Raw genomic sequence first — 20,821 nt, 5'->3', positions numbered from 1 at the left:
AGTGAAGTTCCGAGTTGTACAAGATGTAAAAATCGTTGAACTGGATAAACCAGCGCTGCCAAAAGCGAATACAACCTCCGCGTTTCTTTGGGCAATGCGTGAGTTCGTGATAGAATTGATAATGCATAGAGCTCAGCAGATCATATTTGTGGCCATCGCGATTTTTGTGATCGCTGGTAGCGGGAGTCGACCGATTTCAGCCGATGAGTTACAGGATTGCCCCGGCCATATTGGTGAACTTGACTTACCCATTGAGTGCATGTGCACAAAAGAGGCGCAACGGATACGGCCGTTCAATGTACAGGGATGCGAAGTGTACGCTTGGTGGAGCAACATTTGTATGGCCGCGGTGCATGCGGGAATTGCTACGCGTGAGGGCGGGCCAGTCCGGATCGAACAAAGGGAACCTCAAGCAGAATACGTCGGTTGCCTTCGTAACGATATGTTCAGCAATGACATGCACCACAGTGATTTGCCGAGCTTTGTCGTTTTGCCAGTTGAGTCAGATTAGAGTCTTTTTTAAGGGCTTATAGCCAATCCCGCAAAATCGGGATCAACGGCACATCTGCCGCAGGCATCGGGTAGTTCCTCAGATCATTCGCCCGCACCCATTTCAGCGCCTGTCCTTCTTTCGATTGCGGTATCCCCTCCCATTTGCGGCAGGCATACAGCGGCATCAGCAGGTGGAAATCGTCATAGCTGTGGCTGGCAAAGGTCAGCGGCGCGAGGCACGAGGCCCAGGTGTCGATGCCCAGTTCCTCGTGCAATTCGCGGATCAGGGCGGCCTCGGGGGTTTCTCCGGGTTCGATCTTGCCGCCGGGGAATTCCCAGAGACCGGCCATGGATTTGCCTTCGGGGCGTTGGGCCAGTAGGACGCGGCCCTCGATGTCGATCAGAGCGACAGCAGACACCAATACTGTCTTCACGAGCGATAATCCGCGTTGATCTCGATATATCCGTGGGTCAGATCGCAGGTCCAGACGGTGGAAGCGCCCTGACCCAGTCCCAGATCGACTGCGATCACCAAATCCTGACCTTTCATATAGGCCGCAGCGTCTTCCTCGCGGTAGTCGGGGCTGACCCAGCCTTTTTCAGCCACAAGGATGTCTCCGAACGATATGCTCAAAAGGTCGCGGTCTGCAGCAGCACCGGATTTGCCGATGGCCATGACGATGCGGCCCCAATTCGGGTCCTCGCCCGCGATGGCGGTTTTGACCAGCGGGGAGTTGGCGATAGCCAGCCCGTGGGTTTTGGCATCAGCATCCGTGGCGGCGCCGGTCACACGAATTTCGACGAATTTCGTGGCCCCTTCGCCGTCGCGGACCACTTGCTGCGCAAGGTCCAACATCACTGTTTCCAGCGCTTGCGCGAAAGCGGCATTGCCGGTGGCATCGACGCCCGATGCCCCGGTGGCGCAAAGCAAGAGGCTGTCGGATGTCGAGGTATCGCTATCCACAGTGATGCAGTTGAAGGTCCGGTCGGTCTGCGCGCCCAGCATCGCCTGCAGCGCTGTCTGCTCGATCTGAGCGTCGGTGAAGATATAAACCAGCATCGTCGCCATATCGGGCGCGATCATGCCGGAACCCTTCGCTATCCCCGCAATAGAGACTGTTTGGCCGCCAATATCGACCTGCGCCGACGACCCCTTCGGGAAGGTGTCGGTGGTCATGATCGCGCGCGCCGCGTCCTCGATCGCGTGACGGCTGAGGCCCGCCTTCAACGCCTCAAGCTGTGCAACGATGCGGTCATGGGGCAGCGGCTCGCCGATGACACCGGTCGACGAGGTAAAAACCCGATCTACCTCAACACCGGTAGCTTTGGAGACGGCTTGCGTCACCTCGGCCACTGAGGTCTGCCCGTAATGGCCGGTAAACGCATTGGCGTTGCCCGAATTCACAAGGATCGCTGCAGGCCCGTCGCCGGGCCCGCCGATCTTGTCCTGACAATCCAGAACGGGGGCCGCACGGGTGGCCGAGCGGGTGAACACTCCGGCCACCGAGGTGCCCGGATCAAGAACGGCCAGCATCACATCGGTGCGGCCTTGATATCGGACACCAGCCTCGACAGTGGCGAAGCGCACACCGTCGATCGCGGGCAATTCGGGGAAGGCCGCCGGGGCCAGCGGTGAAACCTTGGTTATCGTGGCCACGGGGTTACTCCTGCAGCAGCTCCAGCTGGCGCATGACCTCGGGGCCGGCGCCCTCGAGCGCGGGACGCTCGATCTGCGCTTGCTGCGTCAACTCGTCAATCTTGGCCTGAATTGCTTCTTGCCGAATGGTCTGAGCCAATTCATCGCGCACGACCGCCAATTCGGGGGCCTCGGTCTTGCGCTTGTCGTTCAGCGTGACCACGTGCCAACCAAACTGGGTTTGCACCGGATCCGAGACCTGACCCTTTTCAAGGCCAAGCACGGCACCTTCAAACTCGGGCACCATCTGGCCTTTGCCGAACCAGCCCAGCGCACCGCCATTGGGGCCAGAGGGTCCTGTGGATTTTTCTTTCGCTAGCTCAGCGAAATCTGCGCCTTCTTCAAGTTGGGCTTTGACAGCTTTGGCTTCGTCCTCGGATTCGACCAGAATGTGGCTGGCATTGAACTCGTCTTCGCCCTGAAACTCGGCGAATTGCGTGTCATAGGCGGCCTGTATGGCCTCATCAGTGACACTGGCGGCTGTCAGCGCTTCGACGGTTTGTACGGCGCGCAGGGACCGGGTTTCGTTTTCCAGTCGAAGGGCGTTTAGTGTACTCAGCTCTTCCTGTTCAAGGCTCAGCAGGTGCTGCTGGACCAGTTGCTCGAGGATGAAATCATATAGCACCTCATCTTCAAGCTGCTGATACTGCGCCGGCAGCGCCGAGGCGGTGGCGATGACGTGACCCAATGTGATCTCGTCGCCGTTCACGCGGGCAACCACGGTGTTGGCATCCGGTGCGTCCTGGGCGGCCAGCGGCAACGCCATCACGGCAGCAAGCGCAAGCGATGGCAGAAAAGTGAGGCCTTTGGGCATGGAATTATCCTATTTCTTTGCCGCGACAGGGCGCAGCGTTGACACTGTGGAACCTGCCCCTTACATCGCTTTGAAGCCTTGGACAGGGCCGCCTTTCACCCCCCGTATCTAGGGGCTGCGCGCAAGGTGGGCAAGCCTGTCGCAACCAAGAAAAAAACAGATCCGCTGGAGTGAACATGCTGGGACTCGGAACGCTCGCCAAAAAGGTGTTCGGAACACCGAACGACCGCAAGATCAAGGCGGCCCGCCCGCTGGTCGAAAAGATCAATGCGCTGGAGCCGGAGTTCGAGATCCTGACCGACGATGGCCTGATCGAGAAAACCGCTGAGCTGCGCAAACGAGCGCTGGACGGTGAAAAGCTGGATGACTTGCTGCCGGAAGCATTTGCCAATGTCCGCGAAGGGGCCAAGCGCGCCCTGGGTCTTCGGGCCTTTGATGTGCAGTTGATGGGTGGTTTGTTCCTGCACCAGGGCAACATCTCGGAAATGAAAACGGGTGAAGGCAAAACCCTGGTCGCCACCTTCCCCGCCTATCTGAATGCTCTGACCGGCAAGGGCGTGCATGTGGTCACGGTGAACGAATACCTGGCCAAGCGCGACTCGGAATGGATGGGCAAGGTGTTTGCGTCCGTTGGCATGACGACCGGTGTGATCTGGTCGGGCCAACCGGATGCCGAGAAGATGGCGGCGTACAAGTGTGACATCACCTATGCCACAAATAATGAGTTGGGCTTCGACTATCTGCGCGACAACATGAAGGCCGATCTGGAACAGGTCTATCAGAAGCACCACAATTTCGCGATCGTCGACGAAGTCGACTCGATCCTGATTGATGAGGCGCGGACACCGCTGATCATCTCGGGGCCGGCACAAGACCGATCGGACCTTTATACTGCCATCGATACCGTGATCCCGACGCTGCAGGACGATCATTACTCGCTCGATGAAAAAAGCCGCAGCGTGACGTTCACCGATGAAGGCAACGAGTTTTTGGAGCAGCAACTGCTTTCAGCGGGTCTGCTGCCCGAGGGGCATTCGCTGTACGACCCCGAAAGCACCACTGTAGTGCATCATGTCAATCAGGGCCTGCGCGCGCATAAACTGTTCCAACGCGACAAGGACTATATCGTTCGGGATGGCAATGTGGTGCTAATCGACGAATTCACCGGTCGGATGATGCCGGGCCGCCGCTTGTCGGAAGGTCTGCACCAAGCCATCGAAGCCAAGGAAGGCGTACAGATTCAGCCCGAGAATGTGACTCTGGCCAGCGTGACATTCCAGAACTATTTCCGCCTCTATGACAAGCTGTCCGGCATGACCGGCACTGCGCTGACCGAGGCGGAAGAATTTCAGGAAATCTATGGTCTGGGTGTGGTCGAGGTTCCGACCAACAAACCAATCGCGCGTGAGGACAAAGACGACCAGGTCTATCGCACGACAGCCGAAAAATACGGTGCCATTATTGAACAGGTTAAAAAGGCCGGTGAAAAAGGTCAGCCGGTTCTTGTCGGTACCACGTCGATCGAAAAGTCCGAAGTGATCAGCCAGATGCTGGACAAAGAGGGAATCGAGCACAACGTTCTGAACGCCCGTCAGCACGAACAGGAAGCCCAGATCGTGGCAGATGCCGGCCGTCTGGGTGCGGTGACCATCGCCACCAACATGGCGGGCCGCGGCACCGATATTCAGCTGGGCGGCAATGTCGAGATGAAGGTGCTGCAGGCGCTGGCCGAAAACCCCGAGGCTGACCCGGCCGAGTTGCGTGCGGCAGAAGAAGCCAAGCACGCGGAAGAAAAGGAAAAGGTGCTGGAGGCCGGTGGTCTTTACGTAATGGCGTCCGAACGTCATGAAAGCCGCCGGATCGACAACCAGCTGCGCGGGCGTTCGGGACGCCAAGGTGACCCGGGCCGCACCGTGTTCTACCTGAGCCTGGAAGATGACCTGATGCGCATCTTCGGTTCGGAACGTTTGGACAAGGTCCTGACCACGCTGGGCATGAAAGAGGGCGAGGCAATCATTCACCCCTGGGTGAACAAATCGCTGGAACGGGCGCAATCCAAAGTCGAAGGTCGCAACTTTGACATGCGCAAAAACGTTCTGAAATTCGACGACGTGATGAACGATCAGCGGAAAGTCGTGTTCAGCCAGCGGCGTGAAATCATGTCAGCGGATGATCTGTCGGATGTCGTGTCCGATATGCGTGAGCAGGTGATCGACGATATGATCGACGAATTCATGCCGCCAAAATCATATGCAGATCAATGGGATACAGAAGGTCTGCACGAAGCGGTCAAAGACAAGCTAACCATCGATGCGCCGGTTCAGGACTGGGCCGCCGAGGAAGGCGTGGATGACGAGCAAATCCGCGAACGTCTGATCAACGCCGCCGATGAAATGATGGCGCAGAAGGCCGTGGCCTTTGGCCCGGAAAACATGCGCAACATCGAAAAGCAGGTTCTGCTGCAGACTATCGATGGCAAATGGCGCGAACATCTTTTGACGCTGGAGCATTTGCGCTCGGTCGTGGGTTTCCGTGGCTATGCACAGCGCGATCCGCTGAACGAGTACAAGAACGAAAGCTTCCAGCTGTTCGAAGGGATGCTTGATTCCTTGCGCGAAACCGTCACTCAGCAATTGTCGCGCGTGCGCCCGCTGAGCGAAGAAGAACAGAAGGAAATGCTCGCGCAGATGGCGGCGCAACAGGCACAGGCGCAGAAAGCTGTGGATCAAGCTGCCGGGAATGCTGAGGCGATCGCCGAAGCTGAAGCGTCTGGTGACAGTCGTCCGGGTTTTGTTGAGGATGATCCTTCGACTTGGGGTAACCCGTCACGCAATGATCCTTGCCCCTGTGGCTCGGGGAAAAAATTCAAACATTGCCACGGCAGGTTGACTTAACGTCACCTGCTTTCCACCACAATGAGTCCGCCTCACGGCCACATATTGGCCTTGATTGGGAAGCAAATTGCGAATCGCTCCTTCAACTGGGGAGGGTGTCTTGTTTGTCATTAAGAACTACGTGACCACGGGCGGAACCGTTGCCTGCGCTCTGGCCATTGGATATTTGATGCAAAACGGATCGGCGCAGCAACCCAATGCTGAGCCGAGCGGTGAACGCGTCGCTTCGATCTCGGAGCAGGACTCGGACCTGACCGGACTGGAAAGCGTTGTCCTGACCTCTTCTTCCCCGACAGAAGCGCGTCCCAAGGATCTATCTCAATCCATACGCTCAGCGCCAGAAACCAGCCGTTTGCCTTCGAATTGCGATATGAGCGCGCGCGCCATGGCTGTGCCCGGCGCCAACGTACGGCTGCGGGTCAAGGCCCCCTGCCACGCCAATGAGACCATTGAGGTTCATCACAACGGGCTGGTTTTCAGCACCGAGACCGATGCGCTTGGCGGCTTGAACCTGACCATCCCGGCGCTGTCGGAATACGCTATTTTCCTGATCTCGCTGCCGGATGAGAAAGGTACCGTTGCGACGACGCATGTGCCCGAGATCAACAGCTTCAACCGGGTTGCCTTGCAGTGGCAGGGCGAAACCGATCTGCAGCTTCATGCGCTGGAATTCGGCGCAGGTTACGGGGAAGAAGGCCACGTGTGGTCCGGGTCCCAGACCGGCGGCGCGGGCTCGGTGATCCATCTGGGTCAGGGCGGTTCGGACGTCGCGCGCAATATCGAGGTTTATTCATACCCCATCGAGACCGCAACCGAGGCCGGAAGTATCACTCTGTCGGTTGAAACTGAGGTCACCGAAGCAAATTGCGGCAAGCCCCTAAGCGTGCAATCGTTGGAATGGCGCGCGGAACGGCTACGCTCACGCGACCTGTCGCTGGATATGCCCGGTTGTGAGGCAGCTGGCGATTTTCTGGTGTTGAATAATCTGTTCTCAGACCTGACAATCGCTGCCAAATAAGCAGCAGGCAGATCTACGGTTTCCAATGAACATTCTTCGTGCGGCGTTCGCCGCGCTTTTTGCCTTATCCTTGGCACAAAGCGTATTCGCGCAGGACATCACTTTGACCTCGCATGACGGCGAGGTAGAAGTGGTCGGCACCCTTCTTGGTTACGACGGTGAATTCTACCGTGTCGATACGCAATTCGGAGAGCTGACGGTCGATGGATCGGGGGTCACCTGCGACGGCCCAGCTTGCCCCAACCTGACGGATTTTGTGGCCGAAGTTCGGTTCTCTGGCTCATCAGTGATCGCCGAGACGCTGCTGCCCGCACTTGCACAGGGCTTTGCCATCGAGGAAGGGTTAACCCTGTCACAGCCCGAGGGCACCGGAGACCTGCGGGTCTACGCTCTGCATCACCCTGATCGGCAGGCGCCTTTGGCGAGGTTCATATTTCGTGCAACGGATACGGCTGACGGCTTTATCGATCTGGTTGAGAACACCGCAGATGTCGTGTTGGCGCAGCGGGAAATTCGATCAGACGAACTGGAGTTGACCAAAGCCGCTGGGCTCGGAGATCTGACGCAAACCCGCCGGTCGCGCGTCTTGGCTCTGGATGCAATCGTGCCAATCGTGTCGGCCGACAATCCCGTGCGCCAGATATCGCTTGCTGATCTGGTGAAGGTTTTCACCGCCGAGGTCGCAAATTGGGGCGATCTCGGTGGGCCTGATGCGCCGATCTCTCTGCATCTGCCACAGGTCGGTTCCGGGCTGGATCAGGCGGTCGAGGATTTGCTGTTAGCACCTGCCAACGCACATATGACCGCTCAGATCACGCGCCACGATCGAAACAGCAATCTGGTGCGCACGGTCTCGAACGACCCGTTCGCGCTCGGCGTCGCCAGTCTTGCCGAGGCCGGGACTGTGCGCGCCCTGCCTCTGACCGGTGGGTGCGGACATGCCTTGCCGGCAACGCGGCAATCGGTCAAGACCGAAGATTATCCGCTGACCTCACCCATGTTTTTCTATTTGCCACAAAGACGATTGCCCAAAGTCGCGCGACAGTTTTTGGCCTATACCCAAAGCAGCGCCGCACAGATGGTCATCCGGCAAGCCGGATTTGTCGATCAATCCCTTGAAACAATCCAGGTTGGGCTGCAAGGCGATCGGCTGGCCAATGCGATCAGCACCGGTGGAGCTGAGGTCGGGTTGGAAGAGTTGCAGCGCATGATCGAAACCCTCCGTCCACTTTCGCGGCTATCTTTGTCCTTTCGGTTCGAACCGGGGTCGTCGCGACCCGATGCTCAGTCCCGGTCAAACATCTTGAAGCTTGCGCAAGCTTTGGAAAGCGGAACGTTGGAGGCACGTCAATTGATCTTTGTTGGGTTTAGTGACGGCGAGGGCGCGGCGGTCGCCAATTCACGTATTGCCCTGCAGCGAGCCAAAACCGTCCGAAACGCAGTGCTGGCATCGGTCGAAACCAGCCTCCCCGACAGCATCGAAATCAGTGTCGAGGGCTTTGGCGAGGCCATGCCGATGGCCTGCGACGACACCGAATGGGGCCGCAAGGTGAATCGTCGGGTCGAAGTTTGGATCCGATAACCCTTACAAATAGCCTTGCGAGCGGAAACTCAGTTCAGCCGATTTCCCGATGATCAGGTGATCATGCAAAGTCAGCCCAAGGGCGGAACACGCATCCTGAATCCGGTTGGTCATATCGATATCCGACTGCGACGGCGTCGGATCACCGGATGGATGATTGTGGACCAGGATCAGAGCCGAGGCATTGAGTTCCAACGCCCGCTTCGCGACCTCTCGCGGATAGACCGGCACATGATCCACCGTGCCTTTGGCCTGCTCTTCATCCGCAATCAGCACATTCTTGCGATCTAGATAAAACACACGAAACTGCTCGATCTCGCGGTGCGCCATCGTGGTGTGACAATAGTCCAGAAGCGCATCCCATCCCGAGATCACATGCCGTTGCATCACCCGGGCACGCGCCATGCGGTGGGCACAGGCCTCAAGGATTTTCAGATCGGTAATCACCGTGTCCCCAACGCCTTTGATCTGACGCAGCCGTTCCTCGGGTGCCGTCAACACACGATTGAAATCACCAAACGCATCCATCAGCGCGCGCGCCAGCGGTTTCACATCCTGACGCGGGATGGATCGGAACAGAGCAAGTTCCAGCAGTTCATAATCCGGCATCGCTGCTGATCCGCCAGACATGAACCTTTCGCGCAGCCGCTTGCGATGGTCTTTGATGTAGGAGGGTAACCGACCAACGGGCAGCGGCTGCGCCGGTGCTTCATCCGTATCGAACAGCATGGGGGCTTCGGCAAAGGCGTCTTGGGTCATAACACCACTCTGACGCAGAATCGGTTTCCGAAAAGTTAACGCGCCCTATCCCTGCCTGCCGGATCGGCAACACACGGATCCCCTGTTTCATCTGGCCATAAATATCTCGGGGGGGGTCGCCCAAAGGGCGATGGGGGCAGAGCCCCCTGCTCAACCGTTTAACCCTTCATGCCATCCCAGAAGGACTTTACAGAAGAGAAAAAGCTTTTAGATTCCGGGTGGTTATCTTCGCCCAAATCGTCAAACTCACGCAGAAGTTCTTTCTGACGACTGGTCAGATTGACCGGAGTTTCCACGGCAAGTTCGATGAACATATCCCCGATGCCTCCGCCGCGCAGGGCGGGCATGCCTTTGCTACGCAGACGCATCTGGCGTCCCGACTGGCTGCCAGCAGGAATCTGAACACGACCGCGACCACCGTCGATGGTCGGCACCTCGATCGAACCGCCAAGTGCTGCCTTGGCCATGCTGACTGGCACACGGCAATAGAGGTTCACGCTGTCACGTTCGAACAGCTTGTGCTCGGAAACTTCGACAAAAATATAGAGGTCACCCGGAGGACCACCACGCATTCCGGCCTCACCCTCACCGGCCAGACGAATCCGGGTGCCGGTCTCGACACCGGCAGGGATGTTCACGGACAATGCGCGATCTTTTTCAACGCGCCCCGCACCTTGGCACGACTTACAAGGGTTCTTAATGATCTGACCCAAACCAGAGCAGGTCGGGCAAGTGCGCTCAACCGTGAAAAAGCCCTGTTGCGCGCGAACCTTGCCCATGCCGGAACAAGTTGGACATGCAGTAGGTTCAACACCACCTTCGGCACCAGTTCCCTCGCAAGAGGAACAGGCCACAGCCGTAGGAACGTTTATGGTTTTCTGCAGGCCTGCATAAGCCTCTTCCAGCGTGACCCGCAGGTTATAGCGCAGGTCTGAACCGCGTGCGGCGCGACGGCCCCCGCCTGCCCCACGCTGGCCACCCATGAAGTCGCCGAACAGATCGTCGAACACGTCAGAGAACGCGCTGGAGAAATCGCCCTGACCGAAGCCGCCACCGGGACGGCCGCCGCCGCCACCCATGCCGTTTTCAAACGCAGCGTGACCAAAGCGGTCATAAGCGGCTTTCTTGTCAGCATCACGCAGAACATCGTAGGCCTCGTTGGCCTCTTTGAACTGCGCTTCGGCATCGGGGTTGTCCTTGTTGCGATCGGGATGCAGCTGTTTGGCTTTCGAGCGAAAGCCTTTCTTGATCTCATCCGCAGAAGCGCCCTTGGACACGCCGAGCACTTCGTAATAGTCGCGTTTGGACATCAGTATTTCCTTCTGCCTCAACGTAATCGGGCCGGCCCGGCAACCGGACCGGCCCAAATTGGCCCGGTTACCCGTTAGTTACGCTTGTCGTCGTCCAGATCTTCGAACTCGGCGTCGACAATGTCATCGTCACCCGGCGCGGCATCTGCGGCTGCGGGCTCATCTTCGCCCTCTTCCGCCTGTGCCTTATAGATCGCCTCACCCAGTTTCATGGCCGCTTCGGTCACGTTCTGGATGCCCGACTTGATCTTGTCGGCATTGTCCGTTTCCAGCTCATCCTTGAGCGCGGCAACGGCCAGCTCGATCGCTTCGACGGTCGACGGGTCGACCTTGTCGCCATGTTCCTCGATCGATTTCTCGGTCGCGTGAACAAGGCTTTCGGCCTGGTTCTTGGCTTCGACAAGCTCTTTGCGCGCCTTGTCTGCCTCGGCGTTTTCCTCGGCATCCTTGACCATCTTGTCGATATCTTCGTCCGACAGACCGCCCGAGGCCTGAATGGTGATCTTCTGCTCTTTGCCGGTGCCTTTGTCCTTGGCCGAAACCGAGACAATGCCGTTGGCGTCGATGTCAAAAGTCACCTCGATCTGAGGCATGCCGCGCGGTGCGGGCGGGATCTCTTCCAGATTGAACTGACCGAGGATCTTGTTGTCCGCAGCCATTTCGCGCTCACCCTGGAAACAGCGGATGGTCACGGCGTTCTGGTTGTCCTCGGCGGTCGAGAAGACCTGGGACTTTTTCGTCGGAATGGTCGTGTTGCGGTCGATCAGTCGGGTGAACACGCCACCCAGTGTCTCGATGCCCAAGCTGAGCGGGGTCACGTCCAGCAGAACCACGTCTTTGACGTCGCCCTGCAGAACGCCGGCCTGAATGGCGGCGCCCATGGCAACAACTTCGTCCGGGTTCACACCTTTGTGCGGCTCCTTACCGAAGAACTTGGTGACCTCTTCGATCACTTTCGGCATCCGGGTCATACCACCGACCAGAACAACCTCATCCACGTCGCCAGCCGACAGGCCCGCGTCTTTCAGGGCAGCCTGGCAAGGCTTCATCGACTTCTTGATCAGGTCGCCAACCAGCGATTCCAGCTTGGCACGGGTCAGTTTCATGACCATGTGCAGCGGCTGACCGTTCGAACCCATCGAGATGAACGGCTGGTTGATTTCGGTCTGCGAGGTCGAGGATAGCTCGATCTTGGCTTTTTCAGCGGCTTCTTTCAGACGCTGCAGGGCCATCTTGTCGGCAGACAGGTCGACACCGTGTTCCTTTTTGAACTCATCCGCCAGATAGTTGACGATGCGCATGTCAAAGTCTTCACCACCTAGGAAGGTATCGCCGTTGGTCGACTTCACCTCGAACAGGCCGTCGTCGATTTCCAGAATGGTTACGTCGAAAGTACCACCACCAAGGTCATAAACCGCGATGGTTTGGGTTTCTTCCTTGTCCAGACCATAGGCCAGAGCAGCCGCTGTCGGCTCGTTGATGATCCGCAGCACTTCCAGACCGGCAATTTTACCGGCGTCTTTGGTGGCCTGACGCTGAGCATCGTTGAAGTATGCCGGAACGGTGATGACTGCTTGCGTGACTTCCTCACCCAGATAGCTTTCTGCGGTTTCCTTCATCTTGCCCAGAGTGAAGGCCGAGATCTGGCTTGGGGAGTACTTTTCACCGCGGGCTTCAACCCACGCGTCGCCATTGCCGCCATCAACGATGGCGTAGGGCACCATTTTCTTGTCTTTTTCGACTTCTGCATCATCCACACGACGACCGATCAGACGCTTGACGCCAAAGATCGTGTTGTCGGGGTTGGTGACCGCCTGACGTTTTGCAGGCTGACCGACCAGACGCTCATCTTCTGTAAAAGCGACGATCGAGGGCGTGGTCCGCGCCCCTTCGGCGTTTTCGATGACCTTCGGCTGCGAGCCGTCCATGATGGCCACACACGAGTTGGTGGTACCGAGGTCAATCCCGATTACTTTTCCCATATTTTCAATCCCTTTCCATTCAAGGCGATGTCCCGAGGGTTGGACCCGTTGCGGCATCCTGCCCCCGATTGATGTGCGCGACAGCACTACACCATCGCGCGTCGAGGCGTATATAAGGGCGAGAACAGGGGCCTGCAAGCGTTCAGAAACGCAGGTTTTCGGGAATCTGTGGCCTTTTTGGCAAGGTTTTGGCAAGGTTTGGGGATTCTGGAATGGCGCGGCTGTTATTGCGCGGATTTGATATTCGGAAAGGCTATTTGGATGCGGCGGCGCAGTCGCATCTAGTTGACCTGCTTAGGCCGATTCTGAAAGTGGCACCGCTTTATCGGCCCGTGACACCTTCGGGCAAGGAAATGTCAGTGCGCATGACCTCGGCCGGGGTGCTGGGATGGGTCACTGACCGGGCGGGCTATCGGTATCAGGACACGCACCCAAAGGGCATGACATGGCCCGCGATTCCAGATGAGATTTTGACCATCTGGCAGGACCTGACGGGCGCGGATCGCCGGCCCGATTGCTGTCTGATCAACTATTACGGTGAAGGCACCAAGATGGGCCTGCATCAGGACAAGGATGAGGCCGATTTCTCGTGGCCCGTGCTGTCGATTTCATTGGGCGATGACGCGCTATTCCGCATCGGCAATACAACACGGGGCGGCAAGACCGAGTCGATCTGGCTGAGCTCGGGCGATGTGGTGATCATGGGCGGCCCGGCACGCTTGACCTATCACGGGGTTGATCGCATCCGGTTTGGATCATCCAAACTTTTGCCAAAGGGCGGACGCATCAACCTGACTTTGAGAGTCGCAACGTGAAACACAATCCAAATTCGGGATCAGCTTTTCAGGATAAAGTGTGCACCGCCAAGATCAGCGTCGCGCATCCCAGCTTTTCGAGACCTGCTTACGGGTATAGAACTCGCCCAGCAGGCCGATCATCGTCAGGATTATCCCGACCCAAAGCGCGTATTCCCAACTGGAGTTGCGGGGAAAGTAGTTTCGGAACACAAAACCACGGCATTGATCTATGATGTGAAACAGCGGGTTCCACGCAAACATAGTCAGCATGAACCCACCCAATGCGTTGCCGACGAACATCTTGCCAGAAAATATCATGTTCAGACGACGGTACATACTTGTCAGGATGCTTACCGTATTTGGAAACCAGGGCTTTAGCGCCAGAAACACAAGACCGACTGAGCATCCTACAAACCATGCCAGCAAAAGCATCCCAAAAGCACCGCCGGGCTCCTGAATTACAAGGGGCGAGACGGCTACGCTGTAGACGAACAGGATGACCAGGATCGAGACAAGCTGCGTGTACAGAATACCGAAGGCAGATGCTGACAACATCACCATCATGGTCATCGGCGAATGCAGTGTCATCGGATTGTTGCCGGATCCAACCCCGGCGATAGCAGCGACAGACTTGATATGCGTCAGGAACAGAAAAACTCCGGAGAGCAGGAACAACACCATCTCGCCCCGGATTTTGGCCATGCCGGTCATTCGACCAATTAGCGTCATAAGTATATAAAACGCCGTCACCAGAAGAACGACCTGAACAATGTTTATCAGGATTGCGATCACCGCATTTGAATGCTGCGAGCGGATATTGCGGACCACCGCATGGAATATAAGCTCGGCGGTGGTGAAAACCCCGCCCAGCAACGACTGATTTCGCTTGTAGTGAAACACTCGAATACTCTTTCCTGCTGTGTCAGCCGCAAATTGGCACGAAATTCTTGCTGTTCCGTATCCATCGCATCATAAGTCCGTGAGATGCCCTGATCAACAAACCACAGGAACGGAGCTTTTTTGTGACCTATGACGCGCTTATTCCCGTCATCCGGCGGCTGGCCTTGCAGGCAGGCGACAAGATCATGCAGATCTATGAAGCGGATGATTTCGGCGTCAAGGTCAAGTCAGACTCAAGCCCGGTAACCGAGGCGGACGAGGCGGCGGATGCTTTGATCTCGGCCGGATTGCGCGAGGCTTTTCCAGATATCCTGCTGGTGACCGAGGAACAGGCAGCTTCGCATTCCGAAAAGGGTGAAACCTTTCTGATCGTTGATCCTTTGGACGGCACCAAAGAGTTCGTCAACCGGCGGGGCGATTTCACGGTAAATATTGCTCTGGTCGAGAACGGCGTGCCGACGCGCGGTGTGGTTTACGCACCGGCGCGGGGGCGGATGTTCTATACGCAAGCCGATGGGCAAGCTGTCGAGGAAACCGGCGCACTGGACAAAGATCAGCCGGGTGTGTTGACGCCAATATCAGTCTCTAAACCAGACAATTCGGCGCTGATGATCGTTGCATCCAAGTCGCATCGGGATCAGGCGACCGAGGATTACATCAACAAATATCAGGTGCGCGACAGCAAAAGTGCCGGGTCGTCGCTGAAGTTCTGTCTGGTGGCGACGGGAGAGGCCGACCTCTACCCCCGTGTTGGCCGCACCATGGAGTGGGACACCGCTGCGGGCCACGCGGTTCTGGCCGGTGCGGGCGGACATGTGGTGCGCTTTGACGACCATTCGCCGCTGACCTATGGCAAAGACGGCTATGCCAATCCATTTTTCATCGCCTATGCTCCAGGCGTTGAGCTGAAGGAAGCCTGATGTCAGTATTGATTGCCATTCCCGCGCGCTACGCTTCGACCCGCTATCCAGGCAAACCTCTGGTTCCGCTGACCGGGGCAAACGGAACCAGCATGACTCTGATCGAACGATCCTGGCGCGCTGCGATTTCCGTGTCAGGCGTAGATCGCGTGGTTGTGGCAACCGACGATGACCGTATCCGCGAAGTCTCAGAGGGATTTGGTGCCGAGGTGGTGATGACTTCAGACACCTGCCGCAACGGTACCGAACGCTGCGCCGAGGCGCACTCGGCTCTGGGTGGCGGTTATGACATCGTCGTCAACCTGCAAGGGGATGCGCCTTTGACCCCGCATTGGTTTGTTGAAGACCTGATCTCGGGTCTGCGCAACGCGCCAGATGCGGGTGTGGCCACCCCCGTGCTGCGCTGTGACGGGGACGCACTGAACGGATTACTGAACGATCGCAAGCAAGGCCGGGTCGGGGGCACTACAGCGGTGTTCGGCAATGACCACAGCGCGCTTTACTTCTCGAAAGAAGTGATCCCTTTCACAGCCGAGACCTATGCCAGCAGTGACCCGACACCGGTATTCCACCACGTCGGAGTTTATGCCTATCGGCCTGACGCTCTGACTGCTTATCCGGGCTGGACTAGCGGTCCGCTGGAGACACTGGAAGGGTTGGAACAGCTGCGCTTCATGGAAAACGGCCGCAAGGTTCTGTGTGTCGAAGTTGAAGCCAAAGGTCGTCAGTTCTGGGAGCTGAACAACCCGCAGGACGTGGCCAAGATCGAAGAAATGATGGCCGCTATGGGGCTTGAATGACAAATATTCTGGTTACAGGTGGTGCAGGTTATATCGGCTCTCATGCCTGCAAGGCACTGGCAAGGGCGGGGTATACGCCCGTAACCTATGACAATCTTGTCACCGGATGGCAGGACGCGGTGAAATTCGGCCCTTTCGAGCAGGGCGACCTGCTGGACCGCGCCCGGCTGGACGAAGTGTTCGCCAAATACCAACCCGCCGCCGTGATACATTTCGCCGCCCTCAGTCAGGTCGGCGAAGCGATGGCTGAGCCCGGAACGTATTGGTCGAACAATGTCACCGGTTCGCTGACACTGATACAAGCGGCTGTGGATGCGGGATGTTTGAACTTTGTGTTCTCGTCGACCTGCGCCATCTATGGCGAACATGACAACGTTGTGCTGGACGAGAGCACTCAGCAGCAGCCATTGAATGCCTATGGTGCTTCGAAACGAGCGATCGAGGACATCTTACGTGATTTCCAAGCCGCATATGGCCTAAAGCACGTGATCTTCCGCTATTTCAACGTGGCCGGGGCCGACCCGGATGCCGAAGTTGGAGAGTTTCACCAACCAGAAACCCATCTGGTGCCGCTGATGCTGGACGCCATCGATGGCAAGCGGGGTGGCTTGACTGTATTCGGCACCGATTACGACACACCCGACGGCACCTGCATCCGCGATTATGTACACGTCTGTGATCTGGTCGATGCACATGTACTGGGGCTAAAGTGGCTAGAACAGGGCAAAGAAAGCCGCGTGTTCAATCTGGGCACCGGGTCGGGGTTTTCGGTGATGGAAGTCATCGAGCATTCCAAAGCCGTCACCAACCGTGCGGTGCCGTATAGCATCGGCCCGCGCCGAGCCGGGGATTGCACGCGTCTAGTTTCAGGCTCGGTCCGAGCCAAGGAAGAGCTGGGCTGGACACCAAAAAGATCAACGTTAGAGACGATGATCACGGATGCCTGGCGTTGGCATCAGAATGGCAGCTATACCAAGTGAACCTTGAGGATCAGCCGCTTACCTGGGTGCAGCGCTACAAGCTGCGCCTGAAACGCAAGCGGCTGTTGTGGCGATCCTTTCGCAGCCGCCATCAACTGAAGTCGTTGACTGACAACACGCAAAAGATCACACCCTGCGCCATTCTGGCCTTTACCACGCTGCGGAATGAGATCAGCCGTCTGCCGTGGTTCTTTCACCATTATCGCACGCTGGGCGTTGATCATTTTCTGATGGTGGATAATGGCAGCGATGACGGCTCGGTCCCGTATTTGCTTAAACAGCCGGATGTGTCGCTGTGGCGGACTACGGCGAGCTATCGAGCGTCTCGGTTCGGGTTGGATTGGCTGACTTGGCTGCAGTGGAAATTTGGGCACGACCACTGGACGTTGATGGTCGACGCCGATGAGTTGCTGATCTACGCCCATCACAACACCCATACGATGCGCGATTTAACTGCATGGCTGGACGCGCGCGGTCAAACCACGTTTGGGGCGATGATGCTGGATCTCTATCCCAAAGGTCGGCTGGGCAAGCAAAGTTATGATCCGCATTCCGATCCAACCGATTGCCTGAACTGGTTTGACCCCGGCCCCTATCGTGCCCAGCGCCAAAGGCCGATGGGCAACCTTTGGGTTCAGGGAGGCGTACGCGAGCGGGTGTTTTTTGCAGATCAGCCCCAAAAATCACCGACCCTGAACAAAATCCCTCTAACCCGGTGGTCACGGCATATGGCCTATGTGAATTCGTGCCATTCCGCGCTGCCCCGGTTCCTGAATTTTGAATATGACGGTCCGAGTGGGCAGACCGCCTCGGGCGTGTTGTTACACACGAAATTCCTGCCCGAGGTTGTCGACAAATCGCGGATCGAAAAACAGAGGCGGCAACATTTTCATGACCCCGATCGGTTCGACGCCTATTATGACGGGATCATCAGCGGGCCTGATCTTTGGACTTCTGACTCGGTCAAACTAGGTGATTGGCAACAGTTACAAGACCTTGGGCTCATGAACGCGGGCGGATTTCCTGCCACAGGGGGGAAGTAAACCGGATTTAAACCCGTTGCCTCACAAGGTGCAGAGATGTCATAAAACGTTAATGTCCGGCACCACTCAGGCCTCAGGCGGCCCCGGGCAGACGCGCGTATCAAAAAAGGTTGGGCAGCCGCGTGAGCCTTTTGGATTCCTATCGCATGAGATTGCGGCGCAAGCGCCGCCTGCTGCGTTGCCTGCGTCGGCGCCGGGATCTGAAAGCGGTGCAAGATAACACCAACAAGATCAAAGAAAACGACATCTTGTTGATGAGTGTGATGCGGAACGAAAAGATCCGCCTTCCCTATTTTTTTGAGTACTATCGAAAGCTTGGTATCAATCACTTCCTGTGCGTGGACAACAACAGCGATGACGGCACCCATGAATACCTGAGCGGCCAGCCGGACGTTTCGGTGTGGTGGACGGATGTAGGTTACAAGAATGCGACCTTTGGTCTGGATTGGTCCAACTACCTGCTGCGCCGCTATGCGCATAAGCACTGGGTTCTGACGGTCGATCCGGATGAATTCTTTATCTATCCTTTTTGCGATACCCGCCCGATCCGCGCCCTGACCGACTGGCTGGACGATACTGGTGTGCGCAGTTTCGGCACCATGCTGATCGACATGTATCCCGAAACCGGAATCATGGATGCGCCCTATCATGAGGGCCAGAACCCCTTTGAAGTCGCGCCTTGGTTCGATTCAGGCAACTTCATGATTACCCGCAACCCGACCTATGGGAATCTGTGGATTCAAGGCGGTGCACGCGCACGGGTTTTCTTTCAGGACAATCCCCTGAAGGCTCCGGCCCTGAACAAGATACCTCTTGTGAAATGGCACCGGCGCTACGCATATGTCAGCTCAACCCACGCCTTGCTGCCGCGCGGGCTCAATCAGGTCTATGAAGAGCAGGGCGGTGAAAAAACCAGCGGAGCACTGTTGCATGCAAAGCTGATCAATACGCTTGGGGAAAAAGCTAAAGAAGAGTTGCTGCGCGGACAGCACTATGCTGCGTCGGGCGAGTACAAGGCTTATGCCAAGCAGTTAGAGGATAATCCGGTTTTCTGGAACAAATGGTCCGAGAAATACATCAACTGGCGACAGATTGAGATCCTCGGCCTGATGTCCAAGGGGAACTGGGCATGAGCAGCTTGGGCATCATAATGCTGGTGCACACTGCGCTGGATCGGGTTGAGCAGGTGGCACGCCATTGGGCCGCCTCGGGCTGTCCTGTGGTCATTCATGTAGATCAGAAAGTCGGCGATCCGGCTTATTCCGATTTTGTCGCCGCTTGTTCGGATGAACCGCTTATTCTGTTTTCCGAACGCCATGTCTGTGAATGGGGCGGCTGGGGTATTGTCGCCGCATCGCAATCCGCTGCATCGCTGATGTTGGAGAGGTTTCCGAACGTCCGGCATGTATATCTGTCCTCGGGCGCGTGTCTGCCGCTGCGTCCGGTCGCTGATCTGATCGACTATCTGGCCGACCGGCCCCGTGTCGATTTCATCGAAAGCGCAACCACGCGCGACGTCAGCTGGACGATCGGCGGCCTGGATCTGGAACGTTTCACCCTGAGTTTCCCCTTCTCATGGCGCAGGCAACGAAAACTGTTTGACAATTACGTGCGGTTGCAACGCGCCCTCGGTCTGCGCCGCAGAATTCCAGACGGTCTGGTGCCCCATATGGGCAGCCAGTGGTGGTGTCTGACCCGCCAAACCTTGTCGGCCATTCTTCAGGATCCCAAACGCGCCGAATATGATCGCTATTTTCGCCAGGTCTGGATTCCCGATGAAAGCTATTTTCAGACACTGGCACGGCTCTATTCCACCCATATCGAAAGCCGATCGCTGACCCTTTCGAAGTTCGACTATCAAGGTCGGCCGCACATGTTCTACGACGATCACCTGCAATTGCTGCGCCGGTCCGACTGTTTCGTGGCGCGCAAAGTCTGGCACAGCGCGAACCGGTTGTATCAGACCTTCCTGACCGACCACGAAGGCGCACTGACCCCCGCCGAGCCCAACCCCGGCAAGATCGACCGGGTGTTTTCCAAAGCGGTCGAGCGGCGCGTTCGCGGACGGGATGGTCTTTATATGCAAAGCCGCTTCCCCCGCGCGGCTACGGAACGCAGCCTGACAGCCTTTCCCTATTCGGTGTTTCAAGGCTTTACCGAGTTGTTCGAGGATTTCGAACCTTGGCTGACAAACGCCATCGGCGGGCGGGTGCATGGGCACCTGTTCGGTCCCGAACGGGCGCAATTTGCCGAAGATGAGACGATCATCAACGGTGCGCTCAGCGATTGCGCCACGCTACGCGACTATAACCCCTCGGCCTTTCTGGCGAACCTCATCTGGAATACACGAGGCGAGCGTCAGTGCTTTCAATTCGGGCCAACGGATATTCAGAAAATCAATGAATTCCTGACGCAAGACCAGAATGCACATATTGCGGTCATCTCGGGGGCCTGGGCGGTTCCATTGTTCCGTTCGAACCTGAATTTTGCCGATATCCGGTGCGAAGCTGCCCGCCTACAACAGATCGAAAGCAAACAGCTCAAGCTGCTGGATGCCGCCCGCGCAAAGACGCGCATTCGAATATGGACAATGGCGGAGTTTGTGGAATCCCCGATGGAGCAACTGCAGACCGTTCTGGAAGACATGGGCGCGCCCAAGCCCACCCATTTGACCGAGGCACCGACGATGGTGGATCTGACCGGGTTCGGAAAGTTCCTGCAAAACCTCAAGAACCAGGGGATGCATCCCTATCTGATGGGGGATTTCCCTGTGAATGACGTGTTTGGCGCACAGTCCAAATCGTTCAAGAAGCCCTATTTGGTGCAGTAACATA

At 57.2% G+C, this 20,821-nt stretch carries 18 protein-coding genes; 11 read left to right on the top strand and 7 right to left on the bottom strand.

Annotated elements, in window-relative coordinates:
- Window position 1: 1 nt before the first annotated feature.
- The gene (locus ACR0I1_RS18695) at window positions 2–511 is read left to right on the top strand and encodes an LCCL domain-containing protein (RefSeq protein WP_170613516.1); all 510 of its coding nucleotides are present in this window, start codon (window positions 2–4) and stop codon (window positions 509–511) included.
- A gap of 16 nt (window positions 512–527) precedes the next feature.
- Here ACR0I1_RS18695 and mutT read toward each other — a convergent pair whose 3' ends face one another.
- From mutT to ACR0I1_RS18680, 3 genes are read right to left on the bottom strand one after another with little or no spacing between them, the layout of a single operon-like run.
- Window positions 528–926 carry an 8-oxo-dGTP diphosphatase MutT gene (mutT, locus tag ACR0I1_RS18690; RefSeq protein WP_223117286.1) on the bottom strand — a complete coding sequence of 133 codons (399 nt, stop codon included), beginning with the start codon at window positions 924–926 and terminating at the stop codon, window positions 528–530.
- Window positions 923–2,149, bottom strand: coding sequence for a bifunctional glutamate N-acetyltransferase/amino-acid acetyltransferase ArgJ (gene argJ, locus ACR0I1_RS18685; RefSeq protein ID WP_170399294.1), 1,227 nt, complete (start codon window positions 2,147–2,149; stop codon window positions 923–925). The genes mutT and argJ overlap by 4 nt, the downstream gene beginning before the upstream one ends.
- A 4-nt stretch (window positions 2,150–2,153) precedes the next feature.
- The gene (locus ACR0I1_RS18680; protein ID WP_480707520.1) at window positions 2,154–3,002 is read right to left on the bottom strand and encodes a peptidylprolyl isomerase; all 849 of its coding nucleotides are present in this window, start codon (window positions 3,000–3,002) and stop codon (window positions 2,154–2,156) included.
- Between the two features lie 176 nt (window positions 3,003–3,178).
- Between ACR0I1_RS18680 and secA the strand changes: the two genes are divergently transcribed.
- The 3 genes from secA (at window position 3,179) to ACR0I1_RS18665 (ending at window position 8,496) form a co-directional block, all read left to right on the top strand.
- Window positions 3,179–5,896 carry a preprotein translocase subunit SecA gene (gene secA / locus ACR0I1_RS18675; protein ID WP_480707519.1) on the top strand — a complete coding sequence of 906 codons (2,718 nt, stop codon included), beginning with the start codon at window positions 3,179–3,181 and terminating at the stop codon, window positions 5,894–5,896.
- 100 nt (window positions 5,897–5,996) lie between these two features.
- Window positions 5,997–6,914 (top strand): hypothetical protein, encoded by a 918-nt coding sequence (locus ACR0I1_RS18670; protein ID WP_480707518.1) that lies wholly within the window; start codon window positions 5,997–5,999, stop codon window positions 6,912–6,914.
- Window positions 6,915–6,939: 25 nt separating this feature from the next.
- Entirely contained in the window at window positions 6,940–8,496 is a 1,557-nt protein-coding gene (locus tag ACR0I1_RS18665) for a phosphate ABC transporter substrate-binding/OmpA family protein (RefSeq protein ID WP_480707517.1), read from the top strand.
- A gap of 3 nt (window positions 8,497–8,499) precedes the next feature.
- Here the strand turns inward: ACR0I1_RS18665 and radC are convergent, their stop codons facing one another.
- From radC to dnaK, 3 genes are all read right to left on the bottom strand, one after another.
- Complete coding sequence (radC, locus tag ACR0I1_RS18660) at window positions 8,500–9,255, bottom strand: RadC family protein (RefSeq protein WP_170515434.1); 756 nt, start codon at window positions 9,253–9,255, stop codon at window positions 8,500–8,502.
- 158 nt (window positions 9,256–9,413) lie between these two features.
- Window positions 9,414–10,565, bottom strand: coding sequence for a molecular chaperone DnaJ (dnaJ, locus tag ACR0I1_RS18655; protein ID WP_170399308.1), 1,152 nt, complete (start codon window positions 10,563–10,565; stop codon window positions 9,414–9,416).
- Between the two features lie 74 nt (window positions 10,566–10,639).
- A complete protein-coding gene (gene dnaK / locus ACR0I1_RS18650) occupies window positions 10,640–12,547 on the bottom strand; it encodes a molecular chaperone DnaK (protein WP_170399312.1) in 1,908 nt (635 codons plus the stop codon).
- Between the two features lie 212 nt (window positions 12,548–12,759).
- On the opposite strand from dnaK, the gene ACR0I1_RS18645 reads away from it, so the two are divergent.
- Window positions 12,760–13,362 carry an alpha-ketoglutarate-dependent dioxygenase AlkB gene (locus ACR0I1_RS18645; RefSeq protein ID WP_170613526.1) on the top strand — a complete coding sequence of 201 codons (603 nt, stop codon included), beginning with the start codon at window positions 12,760–12,762 and terminating at the stop codon, window positions 13,360–13,362.
- A gap of 54 nt (window positions 13,363–13,416) precedes the next feature.
- Here the strand turns inward: ACR0I1_RS18645 and ACR0I1_RS18640 are convergent, their stop codons facing one another.
- Complete coding sequence (locus tag ACR0I1_RS18640; protein WP_170408775.1) at window positions 13,417–14,244, bottom strand: ABC-2 transporter permease; 828 nt, start codon at window positions 14,242–14,244, stop codon at window positions 13,417–13,419.
- 122 nt (window positions 14,245–14,366) lie between these two features.
- On the opposite strand from ACR0I1_RS18640, the gene cysQ reads away from it, so the two are divergent.
- The 6 genes from cysQ to ACR0I1_RS18610 all read left to right on the top strand — a co-directional run bounded on the left by cysQ (window position 14,367) and on the right by ACR0I1_RS18610 (window position 20,817).
- Window positions 14,367–15,164, top strand: coding sequence for a 3'(2'),5'-bisphosphate nucleotidase CysQ (gene cysQ, locus ACR0I1_RS18635; RefSeq protein WP_480707516.1), 798 nt, complete (start codon window positions 14,367–14,369; stop codon window positions 15,162–15,164).
- On the top strand, window positions 15,164–15,964 hold the full coding sequence (locus ACR0I1_RS18630; RefSeq protein WP_170408777.1) for a 3-deoxy-manno-octulosonate cytidylyltransferase family protein: 801 nt from the start codon (window positions 15,164–15,166) through the stop codon (window positions 15,962–15,964). The genes cysQ and ACR0I1_RS18630 overlap by 1 nt, the downstream gene beginning before the upstream one ends.
- Window positions 15,961–16,944, top strand: a complete 984-nt coding sequence (galE, locus tag ACR0I1_RS18625; RefSeq protein WP_480707515.1) for a UDP-glucose 4-epimerase GalE — start codon at window positions 15,961–15,963, stop codon at window positions 16,942–16,944. The genes ACR0I1_RS18630 and galE overlap by 4 nt, the downstream gene beginning before the upstream one ends.
- Window positions 16,941–17,987, top strand: coding sequence for a glycosyltransferase family 2 protein (locus ACR0I1_RS18620; protein ID WP_480707514.1), 1,047 nt, complete (start codon window positions 16,941–16,943; stop codon window positions 17,985–17,987). The genes galE and ACR0I1_RS18620 overlap by 4 nt, the downstream gene beginning before the upstream one ends.
- A 146-nt stretch (window positions 17,988–18,133) precedes the next feature.
- Window positions 18,134–19,120, top strand: a complete 987-nt coding sequence (locus tag ACR0I1_RS18615; protein WP_480707539.1) for a glycosyltransferase family 2 protein — start codon at window positions 18,134–18,136, stop codon at window positions 19,118–19,120.
- Window positions 19,117–20,817 carry a DUF5927 domain-containing protein gene (locus ACR0I1_RS18610; protein WP_480707513.1) on the top strand — a complete coding sequence of 567 codons (1,701 nt, stop codon included), beginning with the start codon at window positions 19,117–19,119 and terminating at the stop codon, window positions 20,815–20,817. Before ACR0I1_RS18615 ends, ACR0I1_RS18610 begins: the two co-directional genes overlap by 4 nt.
- Window positions 20,818–20,821 lie beyond the last annotated feature (4 nt).

The organism is Ruegeria sp. B11, assembly GCF_056539785.1.
The sequence above is the reverse complement of the archived record's forward strand: the minus strand, read 5'-3'. Positions and strand labels throughout refer to the sequence as shown.

What these genes read in the sequence shown, in the direction of transcription:
- galE (WP_480707515.1), top strand. Translation starts at nt 15,961, where the DNA reads ATGACAAATATTCTGGTTACAGGTGGTGCAGGTTATATCGGCTCTCAT.
- ACR0I1_RS18665 (WP_480707517.1), top strand. Translation starts at nt 6,940, where the DNA reads ATGAACATTCTTCGTGCGGCGTTCGCCGCGCTTTTTGCCTTATCCTTG.
- secA (WP_480707519.1), top strand. Translation starts at nt 3,179, where the DNA reads ATGCTGGGACTCGGAACGCTCGCCAAAAAGGTGTTCGGAACACCGAAC.
- radC (WP_170515434.1), bottom strand. Translation starts at nt 9,255, where the DNA reads ATGACCCAAGACGCCTTTGCCGAAGCCCCCATGCTGTTCGATACGGAT.
- ACR0I1_RS18610 (WP_480707513.1), top strand. Translation starts at nt 19,117, where the DNA reads ATGAGCAGCTTGGGCATCATAATGCTGGTGCACACTGCGCTGGATCGG.
- dnaJ (WP_170399308.1), bottom strand. Translation starts at nt 10,565, where the DNA reads ATGTCCAAACGCGACTATTACGAAGTGCTCGGCGTGTCCAAGGGCGCT.
- ACR0I1_RS18680 (WP_480707520.1), bottom strand. Translation starts at nt 3,002, where the DNA reads ATGCCCAAAGGCCTCACTTTTCTGCCATCGCTTGCGCTTGCTGCCGTG.
- ACR0I1_RS18630 (WP_170408777.1), top strand. Translation starts at nt 15,164, where the DNA reads ATGTCAGTATTGATTGCCATTCCCGCGCGCTACGCTTCGACCCGCTAT.
- ACR0I1_RS18645 (WP_170613526.1), top strand. Translation starts at nt 12,760, where the DNA reads ATGGCGCGGCTGTTATTGCGCGGATTTGATATTCGGAAAGGCTATTTG.
- ACR0I1_RS18615 (WP_480707539.1), top strand. Translation starts at nt 18,134, where the DNA reads ATGAGATTGCGGCGCAAGCGCCGCCTGCTGCGTTGCCTGCGTCGGCGC.
- dnaK (WP_170399312.1), bottom strand. Translation starts at nt 12,547, where the DNA reads ATGGGAAAAGTAATCGGGATTGACCTCGGTACCACCAACTCGTGTGTG.